The sequence below is a fragment of the Pseudomonas sp. SORT22 genome, from assembly GCF_018417635.1.
GTDB lineage: Bacteria > Pseudomonadota > Gammaproteobacteria > Pseudomonadales > Pseudomonadaceae > Aquipseudomonas.
This window is the reverse complement of record NZ_CP071007.1, coordinates 5617255-5639840: the sequence shown is the minus strand read 5'-3', so window position 1 is coordinate 5639840 and position 22586 is coordinate 5617255. Positions and strand designations below refer to the sequence as shown.

24 protein-coding genes are annotated in these 22586 nt (G+C 65.4%); 4 read left to right on the top strand and 20 right to left on the bottom strand.

Features of this window, described 5'->3' with window-relative positions:
• Positions 1 to 3: 3 nt before the first annotated feature.
• The 3 genes from JYG36_RS25840 (at position 4) to JYG36_RS25830 (ending at position 3126) form a co-directional block, all read left to right on the top strand.
• The gene (locus JYG36_RS25840; RefSeq protein ID WP_045193948.1) at positions 4 to 1422 is read left to right on the top strand and encodes a glutamate synthase small subunit GltD family protein; all 1419 of its coding nucleotides are present in this window, start codon (positions 4 to 6) and stop codon (positions 1420 to 1422) included.
• Positions 1423 to 1601: 179 nt separating this feature from the next.
• Positions 1602 to 2666: a uroporphyrinogen decarboxylase gene (gene hemE, locus JYG36_RS25835; protein ID WP_093377152.1), complete on the top strand. Its 1065-nt coding sequence runs from the start codon at positions 1602 to 1604 to the stop codon at positions 2664 to 2666.
• A gap of 112 nt (positions 2667 to 2778) precedes the next feature.
• Complete coding sequence (locus JYG36_RS25830; RefSeq protein ID WP_093377148.1) at positions 2779 to 3126, top strand: YgiW/YdeI family stress tolerance OB fold protein; 348 nt, start codon at positions 2779 to 2781, stop codon at positions 3124 to 3126.
• A 44-nt stretch (positions 3127 to 3170) separates the two neighbouring features.
• Here the strand turns inward: JYG36_RS25830 and JYG36_RS25825 are convergent, their stop codons facing one another.
• The gene (locus JYG36_RS25825; RefSeq protein ID WP_371128663.1) at positions 3171 to 4400 is read right to left on the bottom strand and encodes an MFS transporter; all 1230 of its coding nucleotides are present in this window, start codon (positions 4398 to 4400) and stop codon (positions 3171 to 3173) included.
• A gap of 153 nt (positions 4401 to 4553) precedes the next feature.
• On the opposite strand from JYG36_RS25825, the gene JYG36_RS25820 reads away from it, so the two are divergent.
• Positions 4554 to 5444 (top strand): LysR family transcriptional regulator, encoded by an 891-nt coding sequence (locus JYG36_RS25820; RefSeq protein WP_045193945.1) that lies wholly within the window; start codon positions 4554 to 4556, stop codon positions 5442 to 5444.
• Positions 5445 to 5454: 10 nt separating this feature from the next.
• On the opposite strand, the gene JYG36_RS25815 is transcribed toward JYG36_RS25820, so the two are convergent.
• Genes JYG36_RS25815 through JYG36_RS25725 form a run of 19 tightly spaced genes read right to left on the bottom strand, consistent with a single transcriptional unit; the run spans position 5455 to position 22584 of the window.
• Positions 5455 to 5901, bottom strand: coding sequence for a hypothetical protein (locus JYG36_RS25815; RefSeq protein WP_045193944.1), 447 nt, complete (start codon positions 5899 to 5901; stop codon positions 5455 to 5457).
• Between the two features lie 15 nt (positions 5902 to 5916).
• Complete coding sequence (locus JYG36_RS25810; protein WP_045193943.1) at positions 5917 to 6360, bottom strand: hypothetical protein; 444 nt, start codon at positions 6358 to 6360, stop codon at positions 5917 to 5919.
• Between the two features lie 25 nt (positions 6361 to 6385).
• Entirely contained in the window at positions 6386 to 7612 is a 1227-nt protein-coding gene (locus JYG36_RS25805) for a beta-ketoacyl-ACP synthase (protein ID WP_093377139.1), read from the bottom strand.
• The gene (fabG, locus tag JYG36_RS25800) at positions 7612 to 8340 is read right to left on the bottom strand and encodes a 3-oxoacyl-ACP reductase FabG (RefSeq protein WP_213602715.1); all 729 of its coding nucleotides are present in this window, start codon (positions 8338 to 8340) and stop codon (positions 7612 to 7614) included. Before fabG ends, JYG36_RS25805 begins: the two co-directional genes overlap by 1 nt.
• Complete coding sequence (locus JYG36_RS25795) at positions 8333 to 8803, bottom strand: hotdog family protein (RefSeq protein WP_093377133.1); 471 nt, start codon at positions 8801 to 8803, stop codon at positions 8333 to 8335. Before JYG36_RS25795 ends, fabG begins: the two co-directional genes overlap by 8 nt.
• Positions 8800 to 9999, bottom strand: coding sequence for a beta-ketoacyl-[acyl-carrier-protein] synthase family protein (locus tag JYG36_RS25790; protein WP_213602714.1), 1200 nt, complete (start codon positions 9997 to 9999; stop codon positions 8800 to 8802). Before JYG36_RS25790 ends, JYG36_RS25795 begins: the two co-directional genes overlap by 4 nt.
• Positions 9996 to 10481: a hypothetical protein gene (locus JYG36_RS25785; RefSeq protein WP_213602713.1), complete on the bottom strand. Its 486-nt coding sequence runs from the start codon at positions 10479 to 10481 to the stop codon at positions 9996 to 9998. The genes JYG36_RS25790 and JYG36_RS25785 overlap by 4 nt, the downstream gene beginning before the upstream one ends.
• Positions 10478 to 11221, bottom strand: a complete 744-nt coding sequence (locus tag JYG36_RS25780; protein WP_213602711.1) for a class I SAM-dependent methyltransferase — start codon at positions 11219 to 11221, stop codon at positions 10478 to 10480. Before JYG36_RS25780 ends, JYG36_RS25785 begins: the two co-directional genes overlap by 4 nt.
• Positions 11218 to 12465, bottom strand: a complete 1248-nt coding sequence (locus tag JYG36_RS25775) for an NAD(P)/FAD-dependent oxidoreductase (RefSeq protein WP_045193936.1) — start codon at positions 12463 to 12465, stop codon at positions 11218 to 11220. The genes JYG36_RS25780 and JYG36_RS25775 overlap by 4 nt, the downstream gene beginning before the upstream one ends.
• Complete coding sequence (locus JYG36_RS25770; protein ID WP_195885477.1) at positions 12452 to 13612, bottom strand: cation:proton antiporter; 1161 nt, start codon at positions 13610 to 13612, stop codon at positions 12452 to 12454. Before JYG36_RS25770 ends, JYG36_RS25775 begins: the two co-directional genes overlap by 14 nt.
• The gene (locus JYG36_RS25765) at positions 13609 to 15921 is read right to left on the bottom strand and encodes an MMPL family transporter (protein ID WP_213602709.1); all 2313 of its coding nucleotides are present in this window, start codon (positions 15919 to 15921) and stop codon (positions 13609 to 13611) included. Before JYG36_RS25765 ends, JYG36_RS25770 begins: the two co-directional genes overlap by 4 nt.
• A complete protein-coding gene (locus tag JYG36_RS25760) occupies positions 15911 to 16510 on the bottom strand; it encodes an outer membrane lipoprotein carrier protein LolA (protein ID WP_093377106.1) in 600 nt (199 codons plus the stop codon). The genes JYG36_RS25765 and JYG36_RS25760 overlap by 11 nt, the downstream gene beginning before the upstream one ends.
• The gene (locus JYG36_RS25755; RefSeq protein ID WP_045193932.1) at positions 16507 to 16932 is read right to left on the bottom strand and encodes an acyl-CoA thioesterase; all 426 of its coding nucleotides are present in this window, start codon (positions 16930 to 16932) and stop codon (positions 16507 to 16509) included. The genes JYG36_RS25760 and JYG36_RS25755 overlap by 4 nt, the downstream gene beginning before the upstream one ends.
• Entirely contained in the window at positions 16925 to 18469 is a 1545-nt protein-coding gene (locus JYG36_RS25750; protein WP_093377102.1) for an HAL/PAL/TAL family ammonia-lyase, read from the bottom strand. Before JYG36_RS25750 ends, JYG36_RS25755 begins: the two co-directional genes overlap by 8 nt.
• Positions 18450 to 19388 (bottom strand): lysophospholipid acyltransferase family protein, encoded by a 939-nt coding sequence (locus tag JYG36_RS25745; protein WP_213602708.1) that lies wholly within the window; start codon positions 19386 to 19388, stop codon positions 18450 to 18452. Before JYG36_RS25745 ends, JYG36_RS25750 begins: the two co-directional genes overlap by 20 nt.
• On the bottom strand, positions 19385 to 20119 hold the full coding sequence (locus JYG36_RS25740) for a glycosyltransferase family 2 protein (RefSeq protein ID WP_045193929.1): 735 nt from the start codon (positions 20117 to 20119) through the stop codon (positions 19385 to 19387). Before JYG36_RS25740 ends, JYG36_RS25745 begins: the two co-directional genes overlap by 4 nt.
• Positions 20112 to 21791 (bottom strand): acyl-CoA synthetase family protein, encoded by a 1680-nt coding sequence (locus JYG36_RS25735; RefSeq protein ID WP_213602707.1) that lies wholly within the window; start codon positions 21789 to 21791, stop codon positions 20112 to 20114. The genes JYG36_RS25740 and JYG36_RS25735 overlap by 8 nt, the downstream gene beginning before the upstream one ends.
• Entirely contained in the window at positions 21788 to 22333 is a 546-nt protein-coding gene (locus tag JYG36_RS25730) for a COG4648 family protein (protein WP_195885482.1), read from the bottom strand. Before JYG36_RS25730 ends, JYG36_RS25735 begins: the two co-directional genes overlap by 4 nt.
• Positions 22330 to 22584 (bottom strand): acyl carrier protein, encoded by a 255-nt coding sequence (locus tag JYG36_RS25725; protein ID WP_045193926.1) that lies wholly within the window; start codon positions 22582 to 22584, stop codon positions 22330 to 22332. Before JYG36_RS25725 ends, JYG36_RS25730 begins: the two co-directional genes overlap by 4 nt.
• Positions 22585 to 22586 lie beyond the last annotated feature (2 nt).

The following is a 22586-nucleotide window of genomic DNA, read 5'->3' as shown; positions in this document are numbered from 1 at the left end:
AAAATGGCTGAACGTCTCAGCAATGACTTCCAGTTCATCGAGGTCGGGCGCAAGGATCCGAAGAAGAAACTGTTGCGTCAACGCAAGAAAGAGTTCGTGGAAATCTACGAACCCTTCAAACCCCAGCAATCGGCCGAGCAGGCCCACCGCTGCCTGGGTTGTGGCAACCCGTACTGCGAGTGGAAGTGCCCGGTGCACAACTTCATCCCCAACTGGTTGAAGCTGGTTTCCGAAGGCAACATCCTCGCCGCCGCGGAGCTGTCGCACCAGACCAACACCCTGCCGGAAGTCTGCGGCCGGGTGTGCCCGCAGGACCGCCTGTGCGAGGGTGCCTGTACCCTTAACGACGGCTTCGGCGCGGTGACCATCGGTTCGGTGGAGAAGTACATCACCGACACCGCCTTCGCCATGGGCTGGCGCCCGGACATGTCCAAGGTCAAGCCGACCGGCAAGCGCGTCGCCATCATCGGCGCCGGCCCGGCCGGCCTGGGCTGCGCCGACGTACTGGTGCGCGGCGGGGTAACCCCGGTGGTGTTCGACCGCAACCCGGAAATCGGCGGCTTGCTGACCTTCGGCATCCCCGAGTTCAAGCTGGAAAAGACCGTGCTGAGCAATCGCCGCGAAGTCTTCACCGGCATGGGCATCGAGTTCCGTCTCAATACCGAGGTGGGCAAGGATGTCAGCATGGAGCAACTGCTCGAGGAATACGATGCGGTGTTCATGGGCATGGGCACCTACACCTACATGAAGGGCGGCTTCCCCGGTGAAGACCTGCCGGGCGTGCACGATGCCCTGGACTTCCTGGTGGCCAACGTCAACCGCAACCTGGGCTTTGAAAAGTCGCCGGAAGATTTCGTCGACATGAAGGGCAAGAAGGTCGTGGTCCTCGGTGGTGGCGACACGGCGATGGACTGCAACCGCACCTCCATCCGCCAGGGCGCCAAGGCCGTGACCTGTGCCTACCGTCGTGACGAGGCGAACATGCCCGGCTCGCGCAAAGAGGTGAAGAACGCCAAGGAAGAGGGGGTGAAGTTCCTCTACAACCGCCAGCCGATCGCGATCGTCGGGGAAGACAAGGTCGAAGGTGTGAAGGTGGTCGAGACCCGTCTCGGCGAGCCGGACGCCCGTGGCCGCCGCAGCCCCGAGCCGATCCCGGGTTCCGAAGAGATCATCCCGGCCGATGCCGTGGTCATCGCCTTCGGTTTCCGTCCGAGCCCGGCGCCGTGGTTCGAGCAGTTCAGCATCCAGACCGACAGCCAGGGCCGCGTGGTGGCGCCGGAGAAGAACACCTACAAGCACCAGACCAGCAACCCGAAGATCTTCGCCGGTGGCGACATGGTCCGCGGTTCCGACCTGGTGGTGACGGCGATCTTCGAGGGGCGCAATGCCGCCGAGGGGATCTTGGATTACCTGGGCGTCTGAAACAGCTTCGCGGGACAAGCCCGCTCCTACAGAACCTGTGTAGGAGCGGGCTTGACCCGCGATGAATTCAACAAAATCTATTGACCTGTCACAAGTCGATAGACAAAAGGCACGGTTGATACCGTGCCTTTTACGTTGGGCTCTGAGAAAATGCCCCCACTTTTTTTCCGGATGCCGACATGACTGCCTTGAAGAACGATCGTTTTCTGCGCGCCCTGCTCAAGCAACCCGTAGACGTCACCCCGGTGTGGATGATGCGCCAGGCCGGCCGCTACCTGCCGGAATACCGCGCCAGCCGCGCCAAGGCCGGCGACTTCATGAGCCTGTGCATGAACCCGCAGTTTGCCTGCGAGGTCACCCTGCAGCCGCTGGACCGCTACCCGCTGGACGCCGCGATCCTGTTCTCGGACATCCTCACCATCCCCGACGCCATGGGCCAGGGCCTGTATTTCGAAACCGGCGAAGGCCCGCGCTTCAAGAAGGTCGTCAGCACCCTGGCCGATATCGAGGCGCTGCCGATCCCTGATCCGCAAAAGGACCTGGGCTACGTCATGGACGCGGTCAGCACCATCCGCCGCGAGCTCAACGGCCGCGTGCCGCTGATCGGCTTCTCCGGCAGCCCCTGGACGCTGGCCACCTACATGGTCGAAGGCGGCTCGTCGAAAGACTTCCGCAAGACCAAGGCCATGCTCTACGACAATCCGCAGGCCATGCACCTGCTGCTCGACAAACTCGCGCAGTCGGTCATCAGCTACCTCAACGGGCAGATCCTCGCCGGCGCACAAGCGGTGCAGATCTTCGACACCTGGGGCGGCAACCTGTCGGCGGCGGCCTACCAGGAGTTCTCCCTGGCCTACATGCGCAAGATCGTCAGCGGCCTGATCCGCGAGCACGAAGGGCGCAAGGTGCCGGTCATTCTCTTCACCAAGAACGGCGGCCTGTGGCTGGAAAGCATCGCCGATGCCGGCGCTGATGCCCTGGGCCTGGACTGGACCTGCGACATCGGCGAAGCGCGCCAGCGCGTCGGCAGCAAGGTTGCCCTGCAGGGCAACATGGACCCGACCGTGCTGTACGCCAAGCCAGAGGCCATTCGTGCCGAAGTCGGGCGCATCCTCGCCAGCTACGGCAAGGGCAGCGGTCATGTGTTCAACCTTGGCCACGGCATCACCCCCGAGGTTGATCCGGAGCACGCCGGCGCGTTCATCAACGCTGTGCACGAGCTGTCGGCGCAATACCACCAGTAAGCAGCGCTGCAACACGAAAACGCCCGGCCTATGCCGGGCGTTTTGCTATTAAGGTTCAATTCAGCCTGCATGGGTAATCTGGCTCCATCGAAACCCAGACAGGATCTTCACCATGAAAACCCGTTACCTCGCTCTGCTGCTTGCCCCGCTGTTCAGCACCGCTGCCCTGGCCGCCGGCTACACCGGCCCTGGCGCCCAGTCGGTGACCACGGTGGCTGCCGCCAATGACGCCGCTGACGACACCCCGGTTGTGCTGCAAGGCTACGTCATCAAGAAAGTGAACAACGATGACAAGTACGAGTTCAAGGACACCACCGGCACCATCACCGTCGAGATCGATGACGAAGACCTGCCGGCAGTAGCCTTCAACGACAAGACCAAGGTCAAGCTGACCGGTGAAGTCGAGAAGCACCTGATGAGCCGTGAAGTGGATGTCGACCTGGTTGAAGTGATCAACTAAACAATGCATCGCGGGGCAAGTCGGGTCGCCCCGCGATTTGCATTTCAGGCCTTGGCCGGCAACCGGCTCAGGTGCACCGCCACCAGCAACGCCACCACCAGCAAGCTGCCAATGAACAGGCCGATGCCGTTCCACCCCGCCTGATGCCAGAACACCCCGCCCGCTGTACCCGCCACACTCGACCCCGCGTAGTAACTGAACAGGTACAACGACGACGCCTGGCCCTTGGCCTTGGTCGCCCGGCGGCCGATCCAGCTGCTGGCCACCGAATGCGCGCCGAAAAAGCCGAAGGTGAACACCAGCATGCCGACGATAATCAGCGCCAAGGGGCTGAGCAGGGTCATCAACAAGCCGCTGAACATCAGCAAAATGGTTGCCCAGAACACCTTGCGCCGGCCCAGCTTGTCGGCCAGGGCGCCGATCTGCGCCGAGCTGTAGATGCCCGACAGGTACACCACCGACAGCAGCCCGACCAGCGCCTGGCTCATGTGATAGGGTTCGGCCAGCAGGCGATAGCCGATGTAGTTGAACAGGGTGACGAACGCGCCCATCAGCAGGAAGGCTTCAAGGAACAGCCACGGCAAGCCTGCATCGCGAAAGTGCAGGGTAAAGCCGTCGAGCAGGCTGCGCGGGTGCAGCGAGCGCGGGCGGAAGTTGCGCGATTCGGGGAGGATCTTCCAGAACACCGCCGCAGCAATCAGCGCCAGGCCACCGATCACCAACATCGCCGTGTGCCAGCTGACGAAGTCGATCAGTACCCCGGTGATCAGCCGCCCGCTCATGCCGCCGATGGCATTGCCACCGATGTACAGGCCCATGGCCAGGCCAATGTGCTGGGGGTGGATCTCTTCGCTCAGGTAGGTCATGGCTACCGCCGCCAGGCCGCTGAGCGACAACCCGAGCAGCGCGCGGGTCAGCAGCACGCCGTGCCAGCTGGGCATCAGGGCGCTGACGATGGTGCACAGCGCGGCGCAGAACAGGGCGAAGACCATCACTGGCTTGCGCCCGATGCGGTCGGAAATCGGCCCGGTGATCAGCAGCCCGAAGGCCAGCATGCCGGTGGACACCGAGAGGATCAGGCTGCTCTGCGCGGCACTGATGGAAAATTCCTGCGACAGCAGCGGCATCATCGGCTGTACGCAATACAACAGGGCAAAGGTGGCAAAGCCGCCGCAGAACAGCGCCAGTACGGTGCGCAAAAAGGCCGGGGTGCCTTTTTCGATCCAGCTTTCGTTGAGGGTGGCGACGATTTCGTCCAGCGGAGCAGGGGGCAATTCGTGGGCGTGTGGCGCAACAGCAGTTTTCACGGGTGACCTCGGGGGCGCTACGGCCTGTCAGGCAGTGAAAAAAGCATATAGCTGGCTAATGATCATTTCCAATATATTGTTCGACCTGTTTAAGAGGTTTTACGACCTATTGGAGCCGCCATGGAATTGCGTCACCTGCGCTACTTCATTGCCGTCGCCGAAGAGCTGCATTTTGGCCGGGCGGCGCAGAACCTGGGGATCTCCCAACCACCGTTGAGCCAGCAAATTCAGGCCCTGGAGCAGGAGCTGGGGGCGCGCCTGTTCGAGCGTACCAATCGTCGGGTCGAGCTCAGCGAGGCCGGGCGGCTATTCCTTGAAGAGGCGCGGCTGGTGCTGGCGCAGGTCGACAAGGCCGCCGATGTCGCCCGGCGCGCGCAATTGGGCGAGCTGGGCGAGATGAAGATCGGCTTCACTTCGTCGGCGCCGTTCAATTCGAGCATTCCCAAGGCCATTCACGCCTTTCGCCAGCGCTTCCCGGCCGTGCACCTGAACCTCAAGGAGATGAGCAGCCGCGACGTGGCCGATGCCTTGCTCGACGAGTCGATCGAAGTCGGCCTGATGCGGCCGTTGGCGTTGCCCGAGAGCCTGAATGCCGTCGAGCTGTTTCGCGAGCCGCTGGTGGCGGTGATCAATGCCGCTCACCCGTTGGCCGAGGGCAGCGAAGCCGGGGTGCATATGGCCGAGCTGGCCCACGAACCCTTTGTGTTTTTTCCGCGTAGCTACGGCAGTGGCTTGCATGCGCAACTGCTGAGCCTGGCGCGTCAGGCCGGGTTCAGTCCGCATTTTGCCCAGGAGGCGGGGGAGGCGATGACCATCATCGGCCTGGTGGCTGCGGGGTTGGGGGTATCGGTGTTGCCGGCTTCGTTCCAGCGCATGCGTATCGATGGCGTGGTGTACCGGACCTTGCTTGACGACGACGCGGTGACGGCGGTGTGGCTGGTGCAGCGCCGCGCTGCGCCGTCGGCGATGGCCAGGGCGTTTGCCGAGCTGTTGACCCGGCAAGCCCTGTAACGCAGCTGAGTTACTGGACCTTGGCCAGGTCGCCCTTCAGTGCAACGCCCGCCATGACTGCGCCGGCGTGGCATTCGTAGGTGGTGGCGTCCTTGCGCTCGTTGCGCTTGTAGTAGCTGCTGATGTTGGTCACGGCGTTGGCGCCGACCTTGCGCGCGGCGTCCTGCATGGTCAGCAGCGCCGATTGCAGGGCCCATTCGCAGGCCGCTTCATCAGACTTGTTGAAAGCGTTGGTCTTCTTGTTGGTGATCGCCGCCGGGCTGACCACGGTGACCTTGCCTTTTGGCTGCACGCCGGCCAGGTAGAACTTCACCGAACCGTCGAGCTTGTTCTCGGCGGTCATCTGCGCCACGACTTTCTCGAACGGCAGGTAGTGAGTGGTGTCGCGAGCCTGGCTCAGGCCGGGCAGGGCGCAGAGCAGCAAAGTGGCGGTGGCGGTCCAGGTTTTCAGACGCATTGTGTCGTTCCTTGATTATTTGACAGTGTTCGAGTGCTGTTCGTTGATGGCGCGTTGCACCATGTTTTGCGCTTCCATCCTGTTCAGCTCTTGCAGGATGCTTTTGTCGAGGTTGTTCACCCAACGGTTGTAATTACGGTGAATCTTGCCGTTCTTGTAACCCAGCTCGCGGCTGTCGCGGTAGTTGATGCGAAAGTTGCTGACGCTGTAGCGGATGTCGATGGCGGCATAGAAGGTATTGCGCACCAGGATGTCGGCCTGGATCAGGTTCGGGCTGACCGTGCGTGCGGTCCAGCCGCGCTCGGCGACGGCCTTGAGGATGGCCTGCTGCACTTGCTCGTGGCTGTAGTTGTGGCCGACCACAAGTTGCTCTTGCGGGGTCAGTACCGGCTTTGAGGTACAGCCAGCCAGGCCCGCCAGGGCCAGGCCGAGGACAGCGGCGCGAATCAATGAAGACATTCCTTTCTCTCCAGCAGGTTTGAGGTCAGGTCCAGCGACGGAAAATCAGCGAGGTGTTGACCCCGCCAAAGGCGAAGTTGTTGTTCATCACGTAGTCGTGACTCATGCTGCGAAACTCGCCGCACAGGTAGTCCAGCTCGCCGCAGCGCGGGTCGATGTGCTCAAGGTTGAGGGTGTGCACATAGCGGTCGCTGTTCATCATCTCGATGCTGAACCAGGACTCCAGCGCGCCGCAAGCACCGAGGGTGTGGCCGAGGAAGCTTTTTTGCGAGCTGATCGGCATGCGCGGGCCGAAAAGGCTGCTGGTGGCCAGGGTTTCGGCGATGTCGCCCTGCTCGGTGGCGGTGCCGTGGCCGTTGACGTAGCCAATGGCAGCCGGCGTGAGGTTTGCGTCTTCCAGCGCCAGCTCCATGGCCCGGCGCATGGTCGCCTGCTCCGGGCGGGTGGTGTGCTGGCCGTCGGCGTTGCTGCCAAAGCCGACGATCTCGGCATAAATGTGCGCGCCCCGGGCCAGGGCGTGCTCGAGCTCTTCGAGCACCAGCATGCCGCCGCCTTCGCCGATCACCAGGCCATCGCGACCGCTGTCGTAGGGGCTCGGGCTCTTGTGCGGGGTGTCGTTCTTGAGGCTGGTGGCGTACAGCGCGTCGAAGACCATCGCCTCGGTCGGGCACAGCTCTTCGGCGCCGCCGGCGAGCATCAGCGGCAGGCGGCCGAACTTGATCGCTTCATAGGCATAGCCGATGCCCTGGCTGCCGCTGGTGCAGGCGCTGGAGGTCGGGATCAGGCGCCCGGTGAGGCCGAAGAAGATACTGATATTGGCTGCGGTGGTGTGCGGCATCATGCGCACGTAGGAGTTGGCGTTGAGGCCTTCGGCCACCGAGTTGAGCAGCATGTTGCCGAACGCCTTGATCTCGTCGGTACTGCCGGTGGACGAGCCGCAGGCCACGCCCATGCGCCCGTCGCGGATCGACGGGTCGTCGAGCAGGCCGGCGTCGCGCAGGGCGTTCTGCGCTGCCGCCACGGCCAGGCGCGAGACCCGACCCATGCTGCGCAGCTGCTTGCGGGTCCAGCCGCTCGGCACCTTGAAATCGTCGATGGGGCCGGCCAGGCGCGTATTGAGCTCCTCGAAACGGTCCCATTCATCCATGCGGCGAATGCCGCTGCGGTTGCTGGCGAAGTTGCCGGCAATGGTCTGCCAGTCGCTGCCCAGCGAGGTGATACCGGCCATGCCGGTGACGACCACACGTTTCATCAGCACAGGCCTCCGTTGACCGCCAGCACCTGACGGGTAATGTAGGCGGCTTCGGCCGACATCAGGAAGTTCACCGCGCTGGCGACTTCTTCCGGGGTGCCCATGCGTTGTGCCGGGATCATCTTCAGCAGCTCTTCAACCGGTACGTGCTCGTCGAGCATGGCGGTATCGATCAACCCCGGGGCAACGCAGTTGACGGTGATCTTGCGCTTGCCCAGCTCGATTGCCAGGGCCTTGGCGGCGCCGATGACGCCGGCCTTGGAGGCGCTGTAGTTGACCTGGCCACGGTTGCCGATCATGCCCGACACCGAGGTGATGCAGACGATACGCCCGGCTTTGCGCCGGCGGATCATCGGCATCATCAGTGGGTGCAGGACGTTGTAGAAACCGTCGAGGTTGGTGCGCAGCACCTGGTCCCAGTCGTCTTCGGTCAGCGCCGGGAAGGCGCCGTCGCGGGTCAGGCCGGCGTTGCAGACCACACCGTAGTAGGCGCCGTGGGTTTCTACGTCATCAGTGAGGATGGCCGCGCAGGCGGCGCGGTCGGCGACGTCGAACTGCAGCACGCGGGCTTGCTGGCCCAGGCCCCGGACTTCTGCGGCAACGGCGTCGGCTTCACTGCGCCCGTTTCGGCAATGCAGGACCAGGTCGAAACCGGCGTGCGCCAGGCGCAGGGCAATGGCCCGGCCAATGCCACGGCTGGAACCGGTGACCAGGATGGTGTCAGTCATGGGGGGACTCCTCAGGGCCCGCTTCGGCCAGGTAGCTGGCCACCTGCGGCGGGCGAAAAACGTTCAAACGGGCCATGGCATGGATGCCCGGGCCGCGCAGGTGACACTCGAACACGCCCATGCCGTTGTCGTCTTCGAGCGAGCGCAGGGCATGGATGCGCAAGTGGGCACCGGCAGGGAAATGTTCGACATTGCATTCGAATTTACGCGTGCCGAGCAAAAAGCCCAGCTCCACCGGCTGGCCTTGCTGGCGCGCGCGGCAACCGGCATAGGCGGCCACGCTCTGGGCCATCAGCTCGATGCCGACCCAGGCCGGCAGGCTGCCGTCGGCGCGGTTGAACAGGCCGCCGGGGCGTACGGTCAGGTGGGTATGGATCTGCTCTTCATCGAACGACTCGACCTGATCGATAAGGATCATGTCGCCGGCGTGCGGCAGCAGTTCGGCCAGTGGCCAGGTGATCATGGGGTGTCTCCGAGAATCAGGCTGACATTGTTGCCACCGAAGGCGAACGAGTTGCTCATCAGGCGTCGCGGGCCGCTGGCCGGCAGGCGCTGGCTGGCATCGGCCAGGTTCAGGGCTGGCAACTGCGGGTCATCGACGCCATCCCAGACATGCGGCGGCAGGCGCCCTTCGGTATTGCCGGCGGCCAGGCTCAGCCAGCAGAACGCCGCTTCCAGTGCACCGGCGGCGCCCAGGGTGTGGCCGGTCATCGGCTTGCTCGACGAGCAGGCCAGCTGGCTGCCAAACAGTTCATGCACGGCCAGGCTTTCCATGGCGTCGTTGTGCCGGGTGGCGGTGCCGTGCAGGTTCAGGTAGTCGATGTCTTGTGGTTGCAGGCAGGCATTGTCCAGCGCCTTGCGCATGGCCTGCAAGGCGCCCTTGCCGCCGGGCTCTGGCGCCGAGATATGGTGCGCATCGGAGCTGGCACCGGCACCGAGCAGGGCAATGCCGGGGCCTTCGTGGTTGGTATCGCGAGTCATCAGGAACAGTACCGCCGCTTCGCCGATGTTGATGCCATTGCGGTTGACCGAGAACGGGTTGCAGCGCTCGGCGCTCACCGCCTCGAGGGAGCTGAAGCCGTTGAGGGTCAGCTTGCACAGGCTGTCGACACCGCCGCAGATCACCGCATCGCACAGCCCCAGGTCGAGCAGGCGCCGGGCGCTCATCAAGGCCCGGGCGCTGGAAGTGCAGGCGGTGGAAATCACATAGGCCGGGCCGCTCAGTTGCAGCCAGTCGGCAAGGAAATTGGCCGGGGCGCTGAGCTCCTGCTGGGCATAGTCGTAGCTGGGCGAAAATTGTTGCTCGCGCAGGTAGTGGGCGATGCCCTCGCTGGCCTCCTTGATGCCCGAGGTGCTGGTGCCCAGGACGATACCGATGCGCGGGCGGCCAAAGCGGGCGATGGCCGCTTCGATCGCTGAGCTGATCTGCAGGCAGGCCTCCAGCAGCAACTGGTTGTTGCGGCTTTGGTGGGCCTGCAGGCCGGCAGGCAGCTCGGGCAGTTCGCCGTGCACGGCTGCTACCGGCAGGCTGCGCTGCGCTACCCAGCCCTCCTCGACGCGCATGCCCGAGCAGTCGCCGGCAAACAGTTTGCGGGCAACTTCGGCCTGGCCGCGCCCCAGGGCGCAGACCAGGCCCAGGGCATTGAGGTAAGCGGTCATGGCGTGTTCTCGCTGGGCAGTGGGCTGACTAGATAACGCAGGCCCTGGCCCAGGTTCAAGGTGAAGTCGTCGGCTTGTCGGTAGTCGACATGCCAGCGCTCACCCAGCCAGCGTTGCTGGCCTTGCTGGCGGGCGCCGGGGTAGAGCGTTTGCACCTGCTCGGCCGGGGTCATGGCGAACAGCAGGGCGGCGAACAGTTCACGGGCACCCGGGTTGGGTGGCAGCAGGCCATCGGCTTGCCACTGGCCGTCGTTGAGCAACTGCCGTGCCTGCGGAATGCCCAGCAAGTCCAGCAACGACCAGCGCAGGCTGGCGTCTTCGCGCTGGATCACCAGCAGCCAGTCCTGGCTTTGCCCCGCCTGTTGGCGCTGAATATGCAGCTGCATCGGCAGCGTCAGCGCCGGCATTTGCGTGGGCAGCGGCACCCGGCTGGCGCAGGCGCTCAGCAGGGCAAAGGCGAGGATCAGCAACAGGCGTTTCATGCACTCGGCTCGGTGGGGTTCAATGGTTTGCGCGCCACCACGTTGACCAGGGTTTCTTCGCGCTGGCCGACGGGCGGCGGCTTGCGCAGGCCGAAGCGTTCGAGCAGGCCGAAGTCGCTGGAACGGCTCCACCACAGGTACGGGTAAGAGACATTCTGCGCGCCGAATTCGAAGCCCTGGTCGCGCAGCATCTGCAGGTACTGTTCGGCGCTTTTCTGTACATGCATGGGGTGACGGAACAGCCAGCGGATCACCCAGGTGTCGATATAGGCTTCGGTGGACTCGGCGAACAGCAGGTAGCCGCTGGGCTTGAGCACCCGGTAGAACTCGGCCAGGGCCTTTTCCTGCTCGACCAGGTGGTGGAAGGTCTGGTGGCAAAAGAGCATGTCGACGCTGTTGTCGGCAAACTGCAAGGCCGCGCAGTCACTGCCGCGCAGCTCGACATTCAGCCCCAGGCGCCGGGCCTCGGCCTGGCTCAGTTCGAGGCTGTGCGGGTCGGCGTCGGTGCCCAGCAACTGGCCGGGGCTGAACACCTGCTGCAGGTACTGGAACGACTTGCCCTGGCCGCAGCCGGCATCGAGCAGCACCGGTGCTTGCGGCAGCGGCGCGTCGAACAGCCGGCGCAGGTCGTTGATCGCCACCCGCAGCACGTGGTGCTGCCAGGTATGGCTACGCAGGAACCAGAAGCCGAAGCGGGTTTCCTCGACGTAGCTGTCGCTGAGGAAGGGTTGTTGGCTCATGCTGCCGTCCTTGCACAGACTTCGGCGAGCATGCGCAGGCGCCGCTTGGGCTCGGCCACGAACGGGTTGCGCGGGTCCCAGGCATAACCGGCGAGGATCGAGCTGATCATCGCGCGGATTTCCGGCGAGCTGGCCGGGTGGTAGATGACGTCCTGGAAGCTGCCGTTGTACCAGCCTTCGACATAGGCGCGGAAGGTATCGACGCCGCGCTTGAGCGGCTCGGCGAACTCGCTCTGCCAGTCGACGTTTTCACCTTGCAGCTGGCGGTGCAGCACGCCGGCGGCCATGCTCGCCGAGCGCATGGCGATGGTTACCCCGGAGGAAAACACCGGATCGAGGAATTCGGCGGCGTTGCCGAGCAGGGCAAAGCCCGGGCCGTGCAGGGTCTTGACGTTGGCCGAGTAGCCGCCGATGGTCCGCGCCGGGGTGTCCCACACGGCGTTGGCCAGCACCTTGGCCAGGCTTGGGGTCTGGGCGACGAAGTCTTTCAGGCAGGCATCCAGGTCAGCCGGCGCGGCGGCAAAGTGCTCGGCGGCGGCGACCACGCCCAGGGAGCAGCGGCCGTTGCTGAAGGGAATGGTCCAGAACCAGATATCGCGGTGCTGCGGATGGGTGGTGATGAGGATTTTTTCGCGGTCGAACGCCGGGTGGTCGATGCGGTCTTCGATGTGGGTGAACACCGCCTGGCGCACCGGAAAGCTCGACGGCGCTTCGAGGTCCAGCAGGCGCGGCAGGACGCGGCCATAACCGCTGGCATCGAGGACAAACTCAGCTTCGACGCGGTACTCGCTGCCATCCAGGCGGCGCACGCGCAGCTGCGGGCGGGCACGCTCGAAGTCGGCGGCGATGATCTCTTCTTCGTAGCGGATTTCCACGCCCTGGGCAGCGGCCTGGTCGGCCAGCAACTGGTCGAACTGGGCGCGCTGGACCTGGAAGGTGCTTGGCTTGCCGTTGCTGAAGGTGTCGCCAAAATCAAACGCGCTGTATTCCTCGCCCCAGGCGAAGGCCGCGCCGTTCTTGCGCTGGAAGCCTGCCGCTTCGAGGGCCGGGAGCATGCCGGCTTCCTCGACGAAGTCGATGCAGTGCGACAGCAGGCTCTCGCCGATGGAAAAGCGCGGAAAGCGCTGGCGCTCGATGATCAGTACGTCGTGGCCATTGCGCTTGAGCAAGGCCCCGGCGATGGCGCCGGACGGACCGGCGCCGATGATCAATACCTGCCGTTGTTGCAGTTCAGTGTTCGGCATAAGGCCTCCTTGCCGGTTGGGCAGTCTTCAATGGAATCCGGTGCAGGCCGGCCAGCGCGGGCATCAGCGTGGCGACCAGGCTCATCAGCATCAGCGCGAAGTACAGCGCCGGGCTGATCAGCTGTTGTTGCAGCAGCAGGTTGAGAAAGACGATCTCGCTCAAGCCGCGAATATTGAGCAGCAGGCTTTCCCGCCATTTGCTCGCGCCGGCGAACGACGGCGTCGCCCAGCACAGGCCCAGCCAGTTGCCGAGCAGCTTGCTGACGATCGGTAACAGCAGCAAGGCACTCAACTGGATGGCATCGAAGCCCTGCAGCACGTTGTGGATATCGATCTGGATGATGCCGAAGGTCATGATCAGCGGGATCGCAATGCCGTTCTGCAGGCGTTTTATCCACAGCGCCGACAGCGGCATGTGCAGTGGCAGCTTGAGCCAGGCCAGGCAGCACAGGTAGCCGATACCGAAAATCAACGCATTGAGGCGGTAGTGCTCGGCAACGAACAGCAGGGCGAAAAAGCCCAGGCTGTAGACCCACGGCCGGCGCAGGCCAAGGGCGTAGAGTGGCAGCGGCAGGCAGGCGCCCAGCACGGGCAGCAGCAGGCTCACGGGGTCGAGGCTACCCTTGCCCAGGCCAAACAGCAGCCAGCAGGTCAGGTCGATGAGGATCGCCGACTGCATCAGACGCCGGGTCGCTGCGGGCGGATAGTCAATGTTGCGCAGGTACAGGTAGAGCACCGGAATGGCGGTGATGGCGAACACCAGCCCAAGCGCCAGGGTGGTCAGCCAGGGCTGCGTCGGCAGCAGCAAGGCGCCGCAGGCCAGGCCACAGGCAAAGGGCACCAAGAAGCTCGGCAGGGCGATCTTCAGGCTCTGGCGGTCGAACTTCAGCTCCACCACGTCAGCCAGAATATGCCCCAGCAGCAGGGCGAAACTCAGGCCATACAGGGTTTTCAGCCAGGACGGCGCCACCAGCGCAGCGCCACTGAGCTGCCAGTGCGGCTCGACCCAGAACAGCATCAGCAGCGGCAGGCCGAGGGTCGCCAGCAGCAACTGGCTGACAATCGGGATCAGCCCCAGGCGCCGGCCCAGCTCACTGGCGATCCAGAACAGTGCCAGGGCCAGGACCCAGAACAACACGATACTCATGCCGCCTGTTCCTTGTGGCCGGTGGCAGCCCAGGGCGCCAGGACAAAACTGAAGGCCAGGCCGAGGCTCACCGCCAGGCCAAAGTTGCTCACCGCCGGGGTGCTCGACACCGCCAGCAGGCCGAACGACAGCCAGGTGGTGGTCGCCGCCAGCAGGGTGCCGAGCAGGCTGACGGCGGCGCCGCCGATCTGCTCATGCATGAGGATCGCGTAGTCGACGCTGATGGCGGTCACCAGCAGCAGGCCGAACAGGCTGAACAGGGTCAGCGGCTGGCCCAGCCAGCCCAGGCAGGCCAGGCTGCACAACGCGGCGAGTAGCGGCAGGGCGACGATGCGCAGGGCACCGCCGAGGCCGAACGGCAGGATCAGCAACACCACGATCAGCGCGCACGACAACAGCTTGAGCTCGGCGGCGCTGACCTGGGTGGCGGCAAACACCCGGTTGAGGTCGCCGAGGCGGTCGACCAGTTGCACGCCGTCGAGGTCGTCGGCTTGCAGGCGCAGCAATGCCGGATCGTTCAAGCCCTGGAGGCTGACGATGGCGGCCACGCCCTGGCCATCGGCGCCCAGCCACAGGGTGCGCCAGGGCTCGCCCAGCGGGCCGCTGAGGGCGTGATCGATGTCGAGGGTAGGCAAGGCCTGCACTTTTGCCAGTTCCGCCTTTAACGCGCTTTGCGGTACGCCCAGGGCCAGCAGCGGCTGCAGTGGCAGGCTGCCCAGTGCATCGCGTACCTGTTGCTGCTCGGCAGGGCTGGCGACCAGTTGGCTGAGGGCCATGTAGCCCTTGAGCTTGTCGGTTTCGACCAGTTCATCGAGCCGCGTGCTCAGCGCTTGCAGGCGACCCAGCAACTGCGTCTGGTCGGCGCCGCGAACCAGGTAGAACTGGCTGGTGGGCTGGTAACCGGTGATGCGTGCCACGGCCTGGGCTTCTTCGAGCAGTTGCGGCGGGCTGCCGACCCACTGGCGGATGTCGTTGCGGCTGTCCAGCTGCCACAGGCCCGCCGCGCAAAACAGGATCAGCAGGCCGAGCAACACCGGGCTTGGCACGTTGTTCAGTAGCTTCAGACGCAGGTCCACCAACCATTGGGCAATGCGCAGCGGCCATTGCGCCGGCTGCAGCTCGATACCCTTGAGCAATGCCGGCAGCAGGCACACGGCGCTGAGGTAGGCGCCGACCAGGCCGGCGGCGGAAAACACGGCGATCTGGGTCAGGGCCGGGAACGGCGTGAAGGCCAGGGCCAGGTAGCCGATGCAACTGGTGGCCAGGCTCAGGCTCAGGCCCGGCAAGGTCAGCCGCAAGGCCGGCCAGGCACGCCAGGGGCGCAGGCTCCAGCTCTTGGACAGGTAGTGCAGCGGGTAGTCGACGGCGACACCGATCAGGCTTGAGCCGAGCACCAGGGTCATCACGTGCATCTGGCCGAACAGCGCCACGCAGGCCACCGCACCGAACAGCATGCCGACCAGCACCGGCATGAACGCCAGCAACACCCGCAGGCGCCGGAACGTCAGCAGCAACAGCAAGAGGATGCCGACCGTGGCGCCGCCGCCAACCCAGGTGATTTCCTGGCTGGCCTGGCGCTGGCCGCTGGCGGCATACAGCAAGCCGCTGGCGGCCAGCAGGCGGGCGCCGCGCTGCCCGGCTTCAACCCGGCTGGCGGCGAGCAGGTCGGCGACCTGCAGCGGCAGTTGCAGGTCGAACGCATTGCCCAGGGTGCGCGCGCGCAGCAGCACCCAGTGCTGGCCGTCGGCCTCGGCCAGCAGCGCGCCGCTGGCGGTGTCCAGTTGTACCGCAGCAGGGCGTGGCTGGCTGTTCTGGATGCGCCCGGTCAGGCCCAGCCAGTCGTCCTGGCTGGGCACCAGGCTGAAGCCGGCAAAGGGATCGTAGAGGCTCTGCACGCGCTGCTCGATAAAGCCTTGCGGGTTATCGACCAGGCTGCTGCGGTCGGCGCGCGAGAGCATCGCCAGGCGCCCTTGCAGCAACTGCTCGCGCAATGCCTGCAGGTCGGTTTGCAGGCTCCACTGGACCTTCTCGAACAGGCCGCTGGCCTGCCATTGCCCGGCCAGGCGCTGGGCCAGGGCGATGGCCTGGTCACGCTGGGGATGGCCGACCAGCACCAGCATCTCGCGGTTCAGCGGCTCCTGCATACGCTGTTCGGCGCGTTGCATCAGCGGGTCCTGGGTGGCGCCGGGCACCAGCGTCATCAGGTCGGCAGACAACGGCGCGGCGCGGTGCCATTGCCAGCCGGCGAGGGCCAGCACAGCGATCAGCAACAACAAAAACAGCCGTGGCAACAGGCGCTCACTCGGCAAAATCGCGGCGCTCCGTGTCGGTCAGGCTGGCGCTGCTGCTCGATGGCATGCGTAGCACCGTGCTGTCGCCCTGGGTTTCCAGCAACTGGATGCGTTCGACGTAGCGCCCGCCCTCGATATCGATCTGGCTGAACACCTGCTTGAGCAGCAGCGAGCGCGGAGTCAGGCGCAGTTGCCAGTGCTGGGCATCGCCTTGCAGGCTCAGCTCGAAGTCACGCTGCAGGCCGCTGCTGTCGCCTTGCAGCACGGCGAAGAACAGGCGGTTCTGCTCGGCGCCGGCGCTCTTGCCCGGCAGCATCTGCCAGCCGGACGGGTCGCGGCGGGCGATGCCCTGGGCGTTGAGGCGGTAGTCCTGCTTGAGCGGCGTTTGCAGCAGCCACAGCAGGCCATGGTCACGGGCGAGCACGAACTGGCCTTTGCTGACCAGTGGCTGTGGCAGGGCACGCAGGTGCTTTTCCTGGATGAACGGGCCCTTGATGACCGCAGGTTCGCCCAGTTGCTTGCTCAGGTCATCGAGGCCAAAGGCGTGGGCCAGGGTGCAGCTGGCCAGCAGGCCAAGGCACAGCAGGCCACGCAACAGCGTCTTCATGGCAGCACCTTGTTCACAGCGTCGATCATCACCTGCGGCGAGGCCAGTTGCATCTCGCCGCTGGCGATCTCGACCGCGACCTGCACCGAGCTGGCGCGGGTCATGCGTGCGCCAGTGACGGCATCGCTGATCAGGTAGTTGATCTTCAGGCGGTTCTCCCACTCCACCAGGCTGGCGCGCACGTTCAGGCGCTGGCCGAAGGTGGCGCCACGCACATAGCGCAGCTGCAGGTCGATCACCGGCCAGGCGAAGCCGGAGGCCTGCATCTGCAGGTAGTTGTGTTCGAGCCTGTCGAGCAGCGCGCAGCGCGCCACCTCGAGGTATTTGACGTAGTGGCCGTGCCAGACCACCAGCATGCTGTCGACATCGAAGAACGGCACCAGCACTTCGCTATCGACGTGCAACACTCCCTGACTACGCATGCAGCCTCCAGTGTTGTTCGGCTATTCGGCTCAGGCACAGGCGCAGGTCGCCTTCCAGGGCACGGTCTTCGATGACCGGGGCGAAGTCTTCGAGCAGCGCGGCGTGCATCTGGGCCAGTGCTGGCGGTAGGTCGCGGGCGTCGGCTTCGCGGCCGCGCAGCCAGACACCCTGGTTGGCCGCCAGCAAGGTCGCGGCGGCAACCTGTTCGGTCAGTTCGAGCGTGCGCAGGGCATCGCGGGCGGCGATGGTGCCCATGCTCACTTTGTCCTGGTTGTGGCACTCGGTGGAGCGCGAGAATACGCTGGCCGGCATGGTGTTCTTCAACGCTTCGGCAGTCCATGCGCTGGCGCCGATCTGCACCGCCTTGAAGCCGTGGTTGAGCATCGCCCGCTCGGCGCTGGCGCCCGACAGGTTGCTCGGCAGGCCATGGTTGTAGCGGCTGTCGACCAGCAGCGCGAGCTGGCGGTCGAGCAGGTCGGCGACATTGGCCACCAGGTTCTTCAGGCTGTCCATGGCGAAGGCGATATGGCCGCCGTAAAAATGCCCGCCGTGCAGCACGCGTTCGGCTTCGGCGTCGATGATCGGGTTGTCGTTGGCACTGTTCAGTTCGGTCTCGATAAAACCGCGCAGCCAGCCCAGGCTGTCGGCCAGCACACCGAGCACATGCGGTGCGCAGCGCAGCGAGTAGCGGTCCTGCAGGCGGTGCAGCGGCGCGGTTGGTGCGTCGATGGCCAGATCCTGGCGCAACCAGGCGGCCACCTGCATTTGCCCCGGGTGGGGCTTGGCGGCGAACAGGCGCTCGTCGAAGTGCTCCGGGTTGCCTTGCAGGGCGACCACGTTCAGCGCGGTGATGCGCGTGGCCAGCTTGAGCAGGTAATCGGCGCGGGCGAAGGCCAGGCAGGCCAGGCCGGTCATCACCGCGGTGCCGTTCATCAGCGCCAGGGCTTCCTTGGGCCGCAGCACCAGCGGCTGCCAGCCCAGTTCACGATGGACGTCGGCGGCGCTGCGGCGCTCGCCGCGGTACAGGACCTCGCGCTCGCCCGACAGGGTGGCGGCCACGTAGGACAGCGGCGTCAGGTCGCCGCTGGCGCCCACCGAGCCTTCCTGGGGAATCAGCGGCAGGATGTCGTGGGCAAGAAACGCCTGCAGGCGCTCCAGCAGCTCGACGCGCACCCCGGACACGCCATGGCACAGCGACTGCAAGCGGGCGGCCAGCACCGCGCGGGTGGCCGGTGCATCGAGCAATTGGCCGAGGCCACAGCCGTGGAAGGTGTACAGGTGCTTGGGCAGCGCTTCAACATGCTCCAGCGGCACCGCCACCACGCACGAGTCACCGTAGCCGGTGGTCACGCCGTAGATCACCCCTTCCTTGTCCAGCAGCGAGTCGAGGAACTGCGCGCCACGGGCAATCCGCGCGCGGTACTCGGCGTCGTCCTGCAGGCGGGTTTCGGTCTGGCGATTGGCCAGGGCGAGGACGTCTTCGATTGCCAGCGGCAACGCGCCGAAGGTCACGGGCTTATGCGGATGCATCGTCATCGGTCTTCCAGAAAGGGTAGAAATTGAACCATTGCTGCGGCGCTTGCAGGCAATAGTGGCCCAGGCGCTCGGCATAGCGCCCGGCCCAGTCGGCGATCACCTGATCGCGCTGGCCGCGGCGCCATTCGATGGCCTCGGCGAAGGGTTCGAGAATCACCTGGTAGCGGCCTTGCTGCTTGAGGCAGAAGAACAGGTTGAGTCGGCACTTGAGCAGCCCGGCCAGTAACCACGGGCCTTGCGGGAAGGCGGCGCGGTGGCCGAGAAAATCCGTCTCGACCGTGCGTGCGCCATGCAGTGGCACGCGGTCACCGGCAATCGCCAGCCATTCGCCGCGGTCCAGGCGCTGGCTCAGTTGCAACATGATCGCCGGGTCCAGCTCGCTGACCTGGATCAGGCGCAGGTTGCTCGCCCCCGATTCACCGAGCAGGCGATTGAAGCGTTCGGCGTGCTTGGTGTGCACCAGCACGTTCATGGTCACTTGCTCGCCGAGCTCGGCCAGGGCGCGGCAGACTTCAAGGTTGCCCAGGTGCGCGCCGACCAGCATCTGCCCGCGCTCGGCGCGCAGTTGAGTGCGCAATTGTGCCGGGTCGACGATTTCGATCTGCTCCAGGCGCAGCTTGCCGTTCCACACGTCGAGCTTGTCCAGCAGGGCCTCGGCAAAGGCCATGAACTGGCCGAACACCCGCCGCTGGCTGGGGCGCAGGCCGGTTTGCCCGCTCCAGTCGGCCAGGCGCTGCTGGTATTGCCAGATGCTCTGCCGGGCGCGGCGGCCAAACACGAAGAAGTACAGGACGATGCCATACAGCACCGGGCTGAGCAGGCGTCGGCCGAGCAGTTTGATACCGAAGGCGGTCAGCTTCATCAGCCAGAAGCTGCCGCGCTCCTGGTGGTCGGCCCAGTGTTGTTCGCCGTTGCTCATGCCTGCCACCGCCGCCAGAGGATCGCCGGGGCACGCAGCAACATGCCGAAGAACAGCTTGGTGTGCATCTTCGAGATCAAGGCGTTGTCGTGGAACAGACGAAAGTGCGAGAGGCCATCGGCCGGGTAATGCACCTTGGTCGGCAGCCAGCGCATCGGCTGGTTGCGCCAGGCCAGGCGCACGAGGATCTCCGGGTCGAAGTCCATGCGCTTGCCGAGCTTGACCGCGTCGATCAGCGCCAGGGTTGGCGGCAGCGGGTAGACGCGAAAGCCGCACATCGAATCGGGAATCTGCAGCGACAGGCTGTTGATCCACACCCACACGTGAGTCAGGTAGCGCGCGTACAGGCGGCCCTTGGGCACACTGGCGTCGTACTGTGGATAACCGCAAATCAGCGCCTGTGGATAAGCCTGCGACTGCTGCAGAAAACGGCTGACATCGGCCAGGTCGTGCTGGCCGTCGGCATCCACCTGCAGGGCATGGCTGAAGCCCAGGCGTGCCGCTTCGCGCAGGCCGGCCATGACCGCGCCGCCCTTGCCCTGGTTGACCTGCAATGTCACCAGATAAACCTGCTGCTGTTCGGCCAGCTGGCGCAGCACGGCGGCGCAGGCCGGGCTGCTGGCGTCGTCGACCAGTACGCAAGGCAGGCCGGCTGCGAGCAGGTCGGCAACTACCGCTGGCACCGCCAGTTCGTGGTTGTACACCGGGATCACCGCGCAGGGTTTATTCACCGATGGCCTCCAGCACGATGCGGCCGCTGGAGCAGGCTGCCCCGGCATTGCTGTAGGCAAAGTAGAGCTTGCCGCGCTCGGCATCGAAGCGCAGGGTCAGTTGCAGCGGGTCGCCGGGGCGCACCAGTTGCTGGAACTTCAGCACTTCCATGCCGGCGAACTGGCGTGGCCGGTCGAGCAGTTGTTGCCCGAGCGCCAGCGCCCAGTCGACCTGGACTACCCCCGGCAGTACCGGCGTCTGCGGGAAGTGGCCGTTGAAATAGGCAAGGTCTGCCGACACCGCCAGTTGCAACTGCAGTTCGCCGTTGACTTCGGCCTGGCTCAGCACTTCCGGGCCTTTGGGCCGTGGTGCCAGCAGCAGGGCTTCGAGCTCGGCCTGGGGCAGTTTGCCCTGGGCGTTGAACGGCAGTTGCCGCAGCAGCCGCCAGCGTCGGGGCAGGGCCAGGGCTTCGCAGTGCTGGCTGAGGTGCTGGCGCAGGCCTTCGGTGAGTGCGCGTCGGCCCTGATTGCGCAGGGCATGCAGGCCTGCGGCGCTGAGCACCAGCAGGGCGCCAAGGCTGGCGCGGTTTTCCTGGATCACCGCCAGGCGCGCTTCCTCGACCCAATCGTGGGCGACCAGGGCCTGTTCGAGCATTGGTAGGGAGATGCGTTTTTCTTCCAGTTTGACGATCCGGTCCAGGCGCCCGAGCAGGCGGAAGCGCCCGTCAGCGGTGAACTCGACGGCATCGGCGCTTTGCTCGATATGGCCGGGTGGCAAATAGGTCGATTCGATACGCAGCGCACCCTGTTCATTCTGGCTCAGGCGCACCTCGGCAAAGGGTTGCCACGGGCTGTCGCCCTGGCGCCAGGCAATGCCGCCGGTTTCCGAGCTGCCGAGAATTTCGCTCGGCCATTGCTGCAGGCGCTGGTGCAAGGCCTGGGCGGCGCTGGCCGGCAGCTCGCCGCCGGAGGAAAACACCCGGCGTACCGCGCTTAACGCGGGCCAGTCGAGGTTGTCGCCCATGCGCTTGAGCAGCGCCGGGCTGGCCACCCAGGCAAAGGCCGGGTGCTCGCGGCTGGCGCGCTGCAGGTCTTCGGGGAAGGGCAACTGGCGACGCACGAACGGGCGCCCGGCACACAGCGGCCAGAGCACGCGAAACAGCAGGCCGTAGATGTGCTGGGCGGCGACGCTGCCGATGATGCACGCAGCGCCCAGCTCTGTGCCCCATAGCTGTTCCAGGGCCTGCACTTCATTGGCCAGCTGGCGCAGGCTCTTGTCGATGCGCTTGGGTTCGCCGCTGGAGCCGGAGGTGCACAGGCTCAGCAGGCAAGCGTCCAGGTCCAGTTGGGCAGCGGCCAGGGGCGTTTCCAGCAGTGCATCCAGCGCAGTGTCTTGCGCCTGGTCGCTCAGCCACAGCTCGACTTCGCCTTGCCAGCGCTGGCGGGTCTGGACTTGCAGGTCGGCCGGCAGCAGCACCTGTACGCCGGCGCGCCAGGCGCCGAGCAGGGCCACGGCCAGCTCGGCGGCGTCTTCCAGGTGCACGGCAATGCGCTTCACACCACGGCGCTCAAGGCCAGCGGCCAGTTGCAGGGCTTGCTGGCGCAGGCCCGCGTGGTCCAGCGCCGGGGCGAAGGTTACCGGGCGCGGCGCGTCGCTCGGGTGCAGCAGTTGCTCAAGAGCAATCCATTTCATGAGCGTCCTCGCACGCGTTGTCTTATCAGCCATTCAATGGCAAACAGCAGGCCCATCAGCCCGTAGGCGATCAGGCCGTTGTACAGGGTCCACCAGCTCAGCGGCGCCCACAGGGTCAGGGCGGCGGCGACCAGGCCGTTGGCCAGGAAGAACAGGCTCCAGACCTTGGTCACCTGGCGTGTGTAGTGGATCGCCACCTCGGGCAGTTGCGGCTCGCGCAGGCGCGCCAGGCGCTCGGCCACCGGCGGGCCGAATTTCAGGCTCAGGCCGAACAGGCCAAGCATGAACGCGCTGATCAACACCGGGTACCAACGCAGCAGCTGCGGGCTGTTGAACAGCGCCAGCAACGCGCAGAAGGCAATCGCCGCCACGGCCATCCAGTGCCCGCCGGGGCGCCGCGGTTCGCTCAAGGCGCGCGCCAGCCACAGGCCGCCGAGCAACAGGCCGAACTGCCAGGGGGCAAAGTGGGCCATGCCAAAATGCACCGCAAAGGGGTACAGCAGACCGGCCAGCAGCAGGCCGAGGCCGATCAGGCGTTTCATGCCGCGTTGTTGACCAGGCGGTAGACCGCCTCGACCACGTCGTTGACCGTACGTACGGCCTTGAACTCGTCGGCGGCGATTTTTTTGCCGGTCTGGCGCTTGATGTGATCGATCAGGTCGACCGCGTCGATGCTGTCGATTTCCAGGTCCTGGTACAGGTTCGATTCCAGGCTGATGCTGGCCGGGTCCAGTTCGAACAGTTCGACCAGGGCATCGCGCAGGGTGTTGAAGATGTCTTCGCGGGTTTGCATGG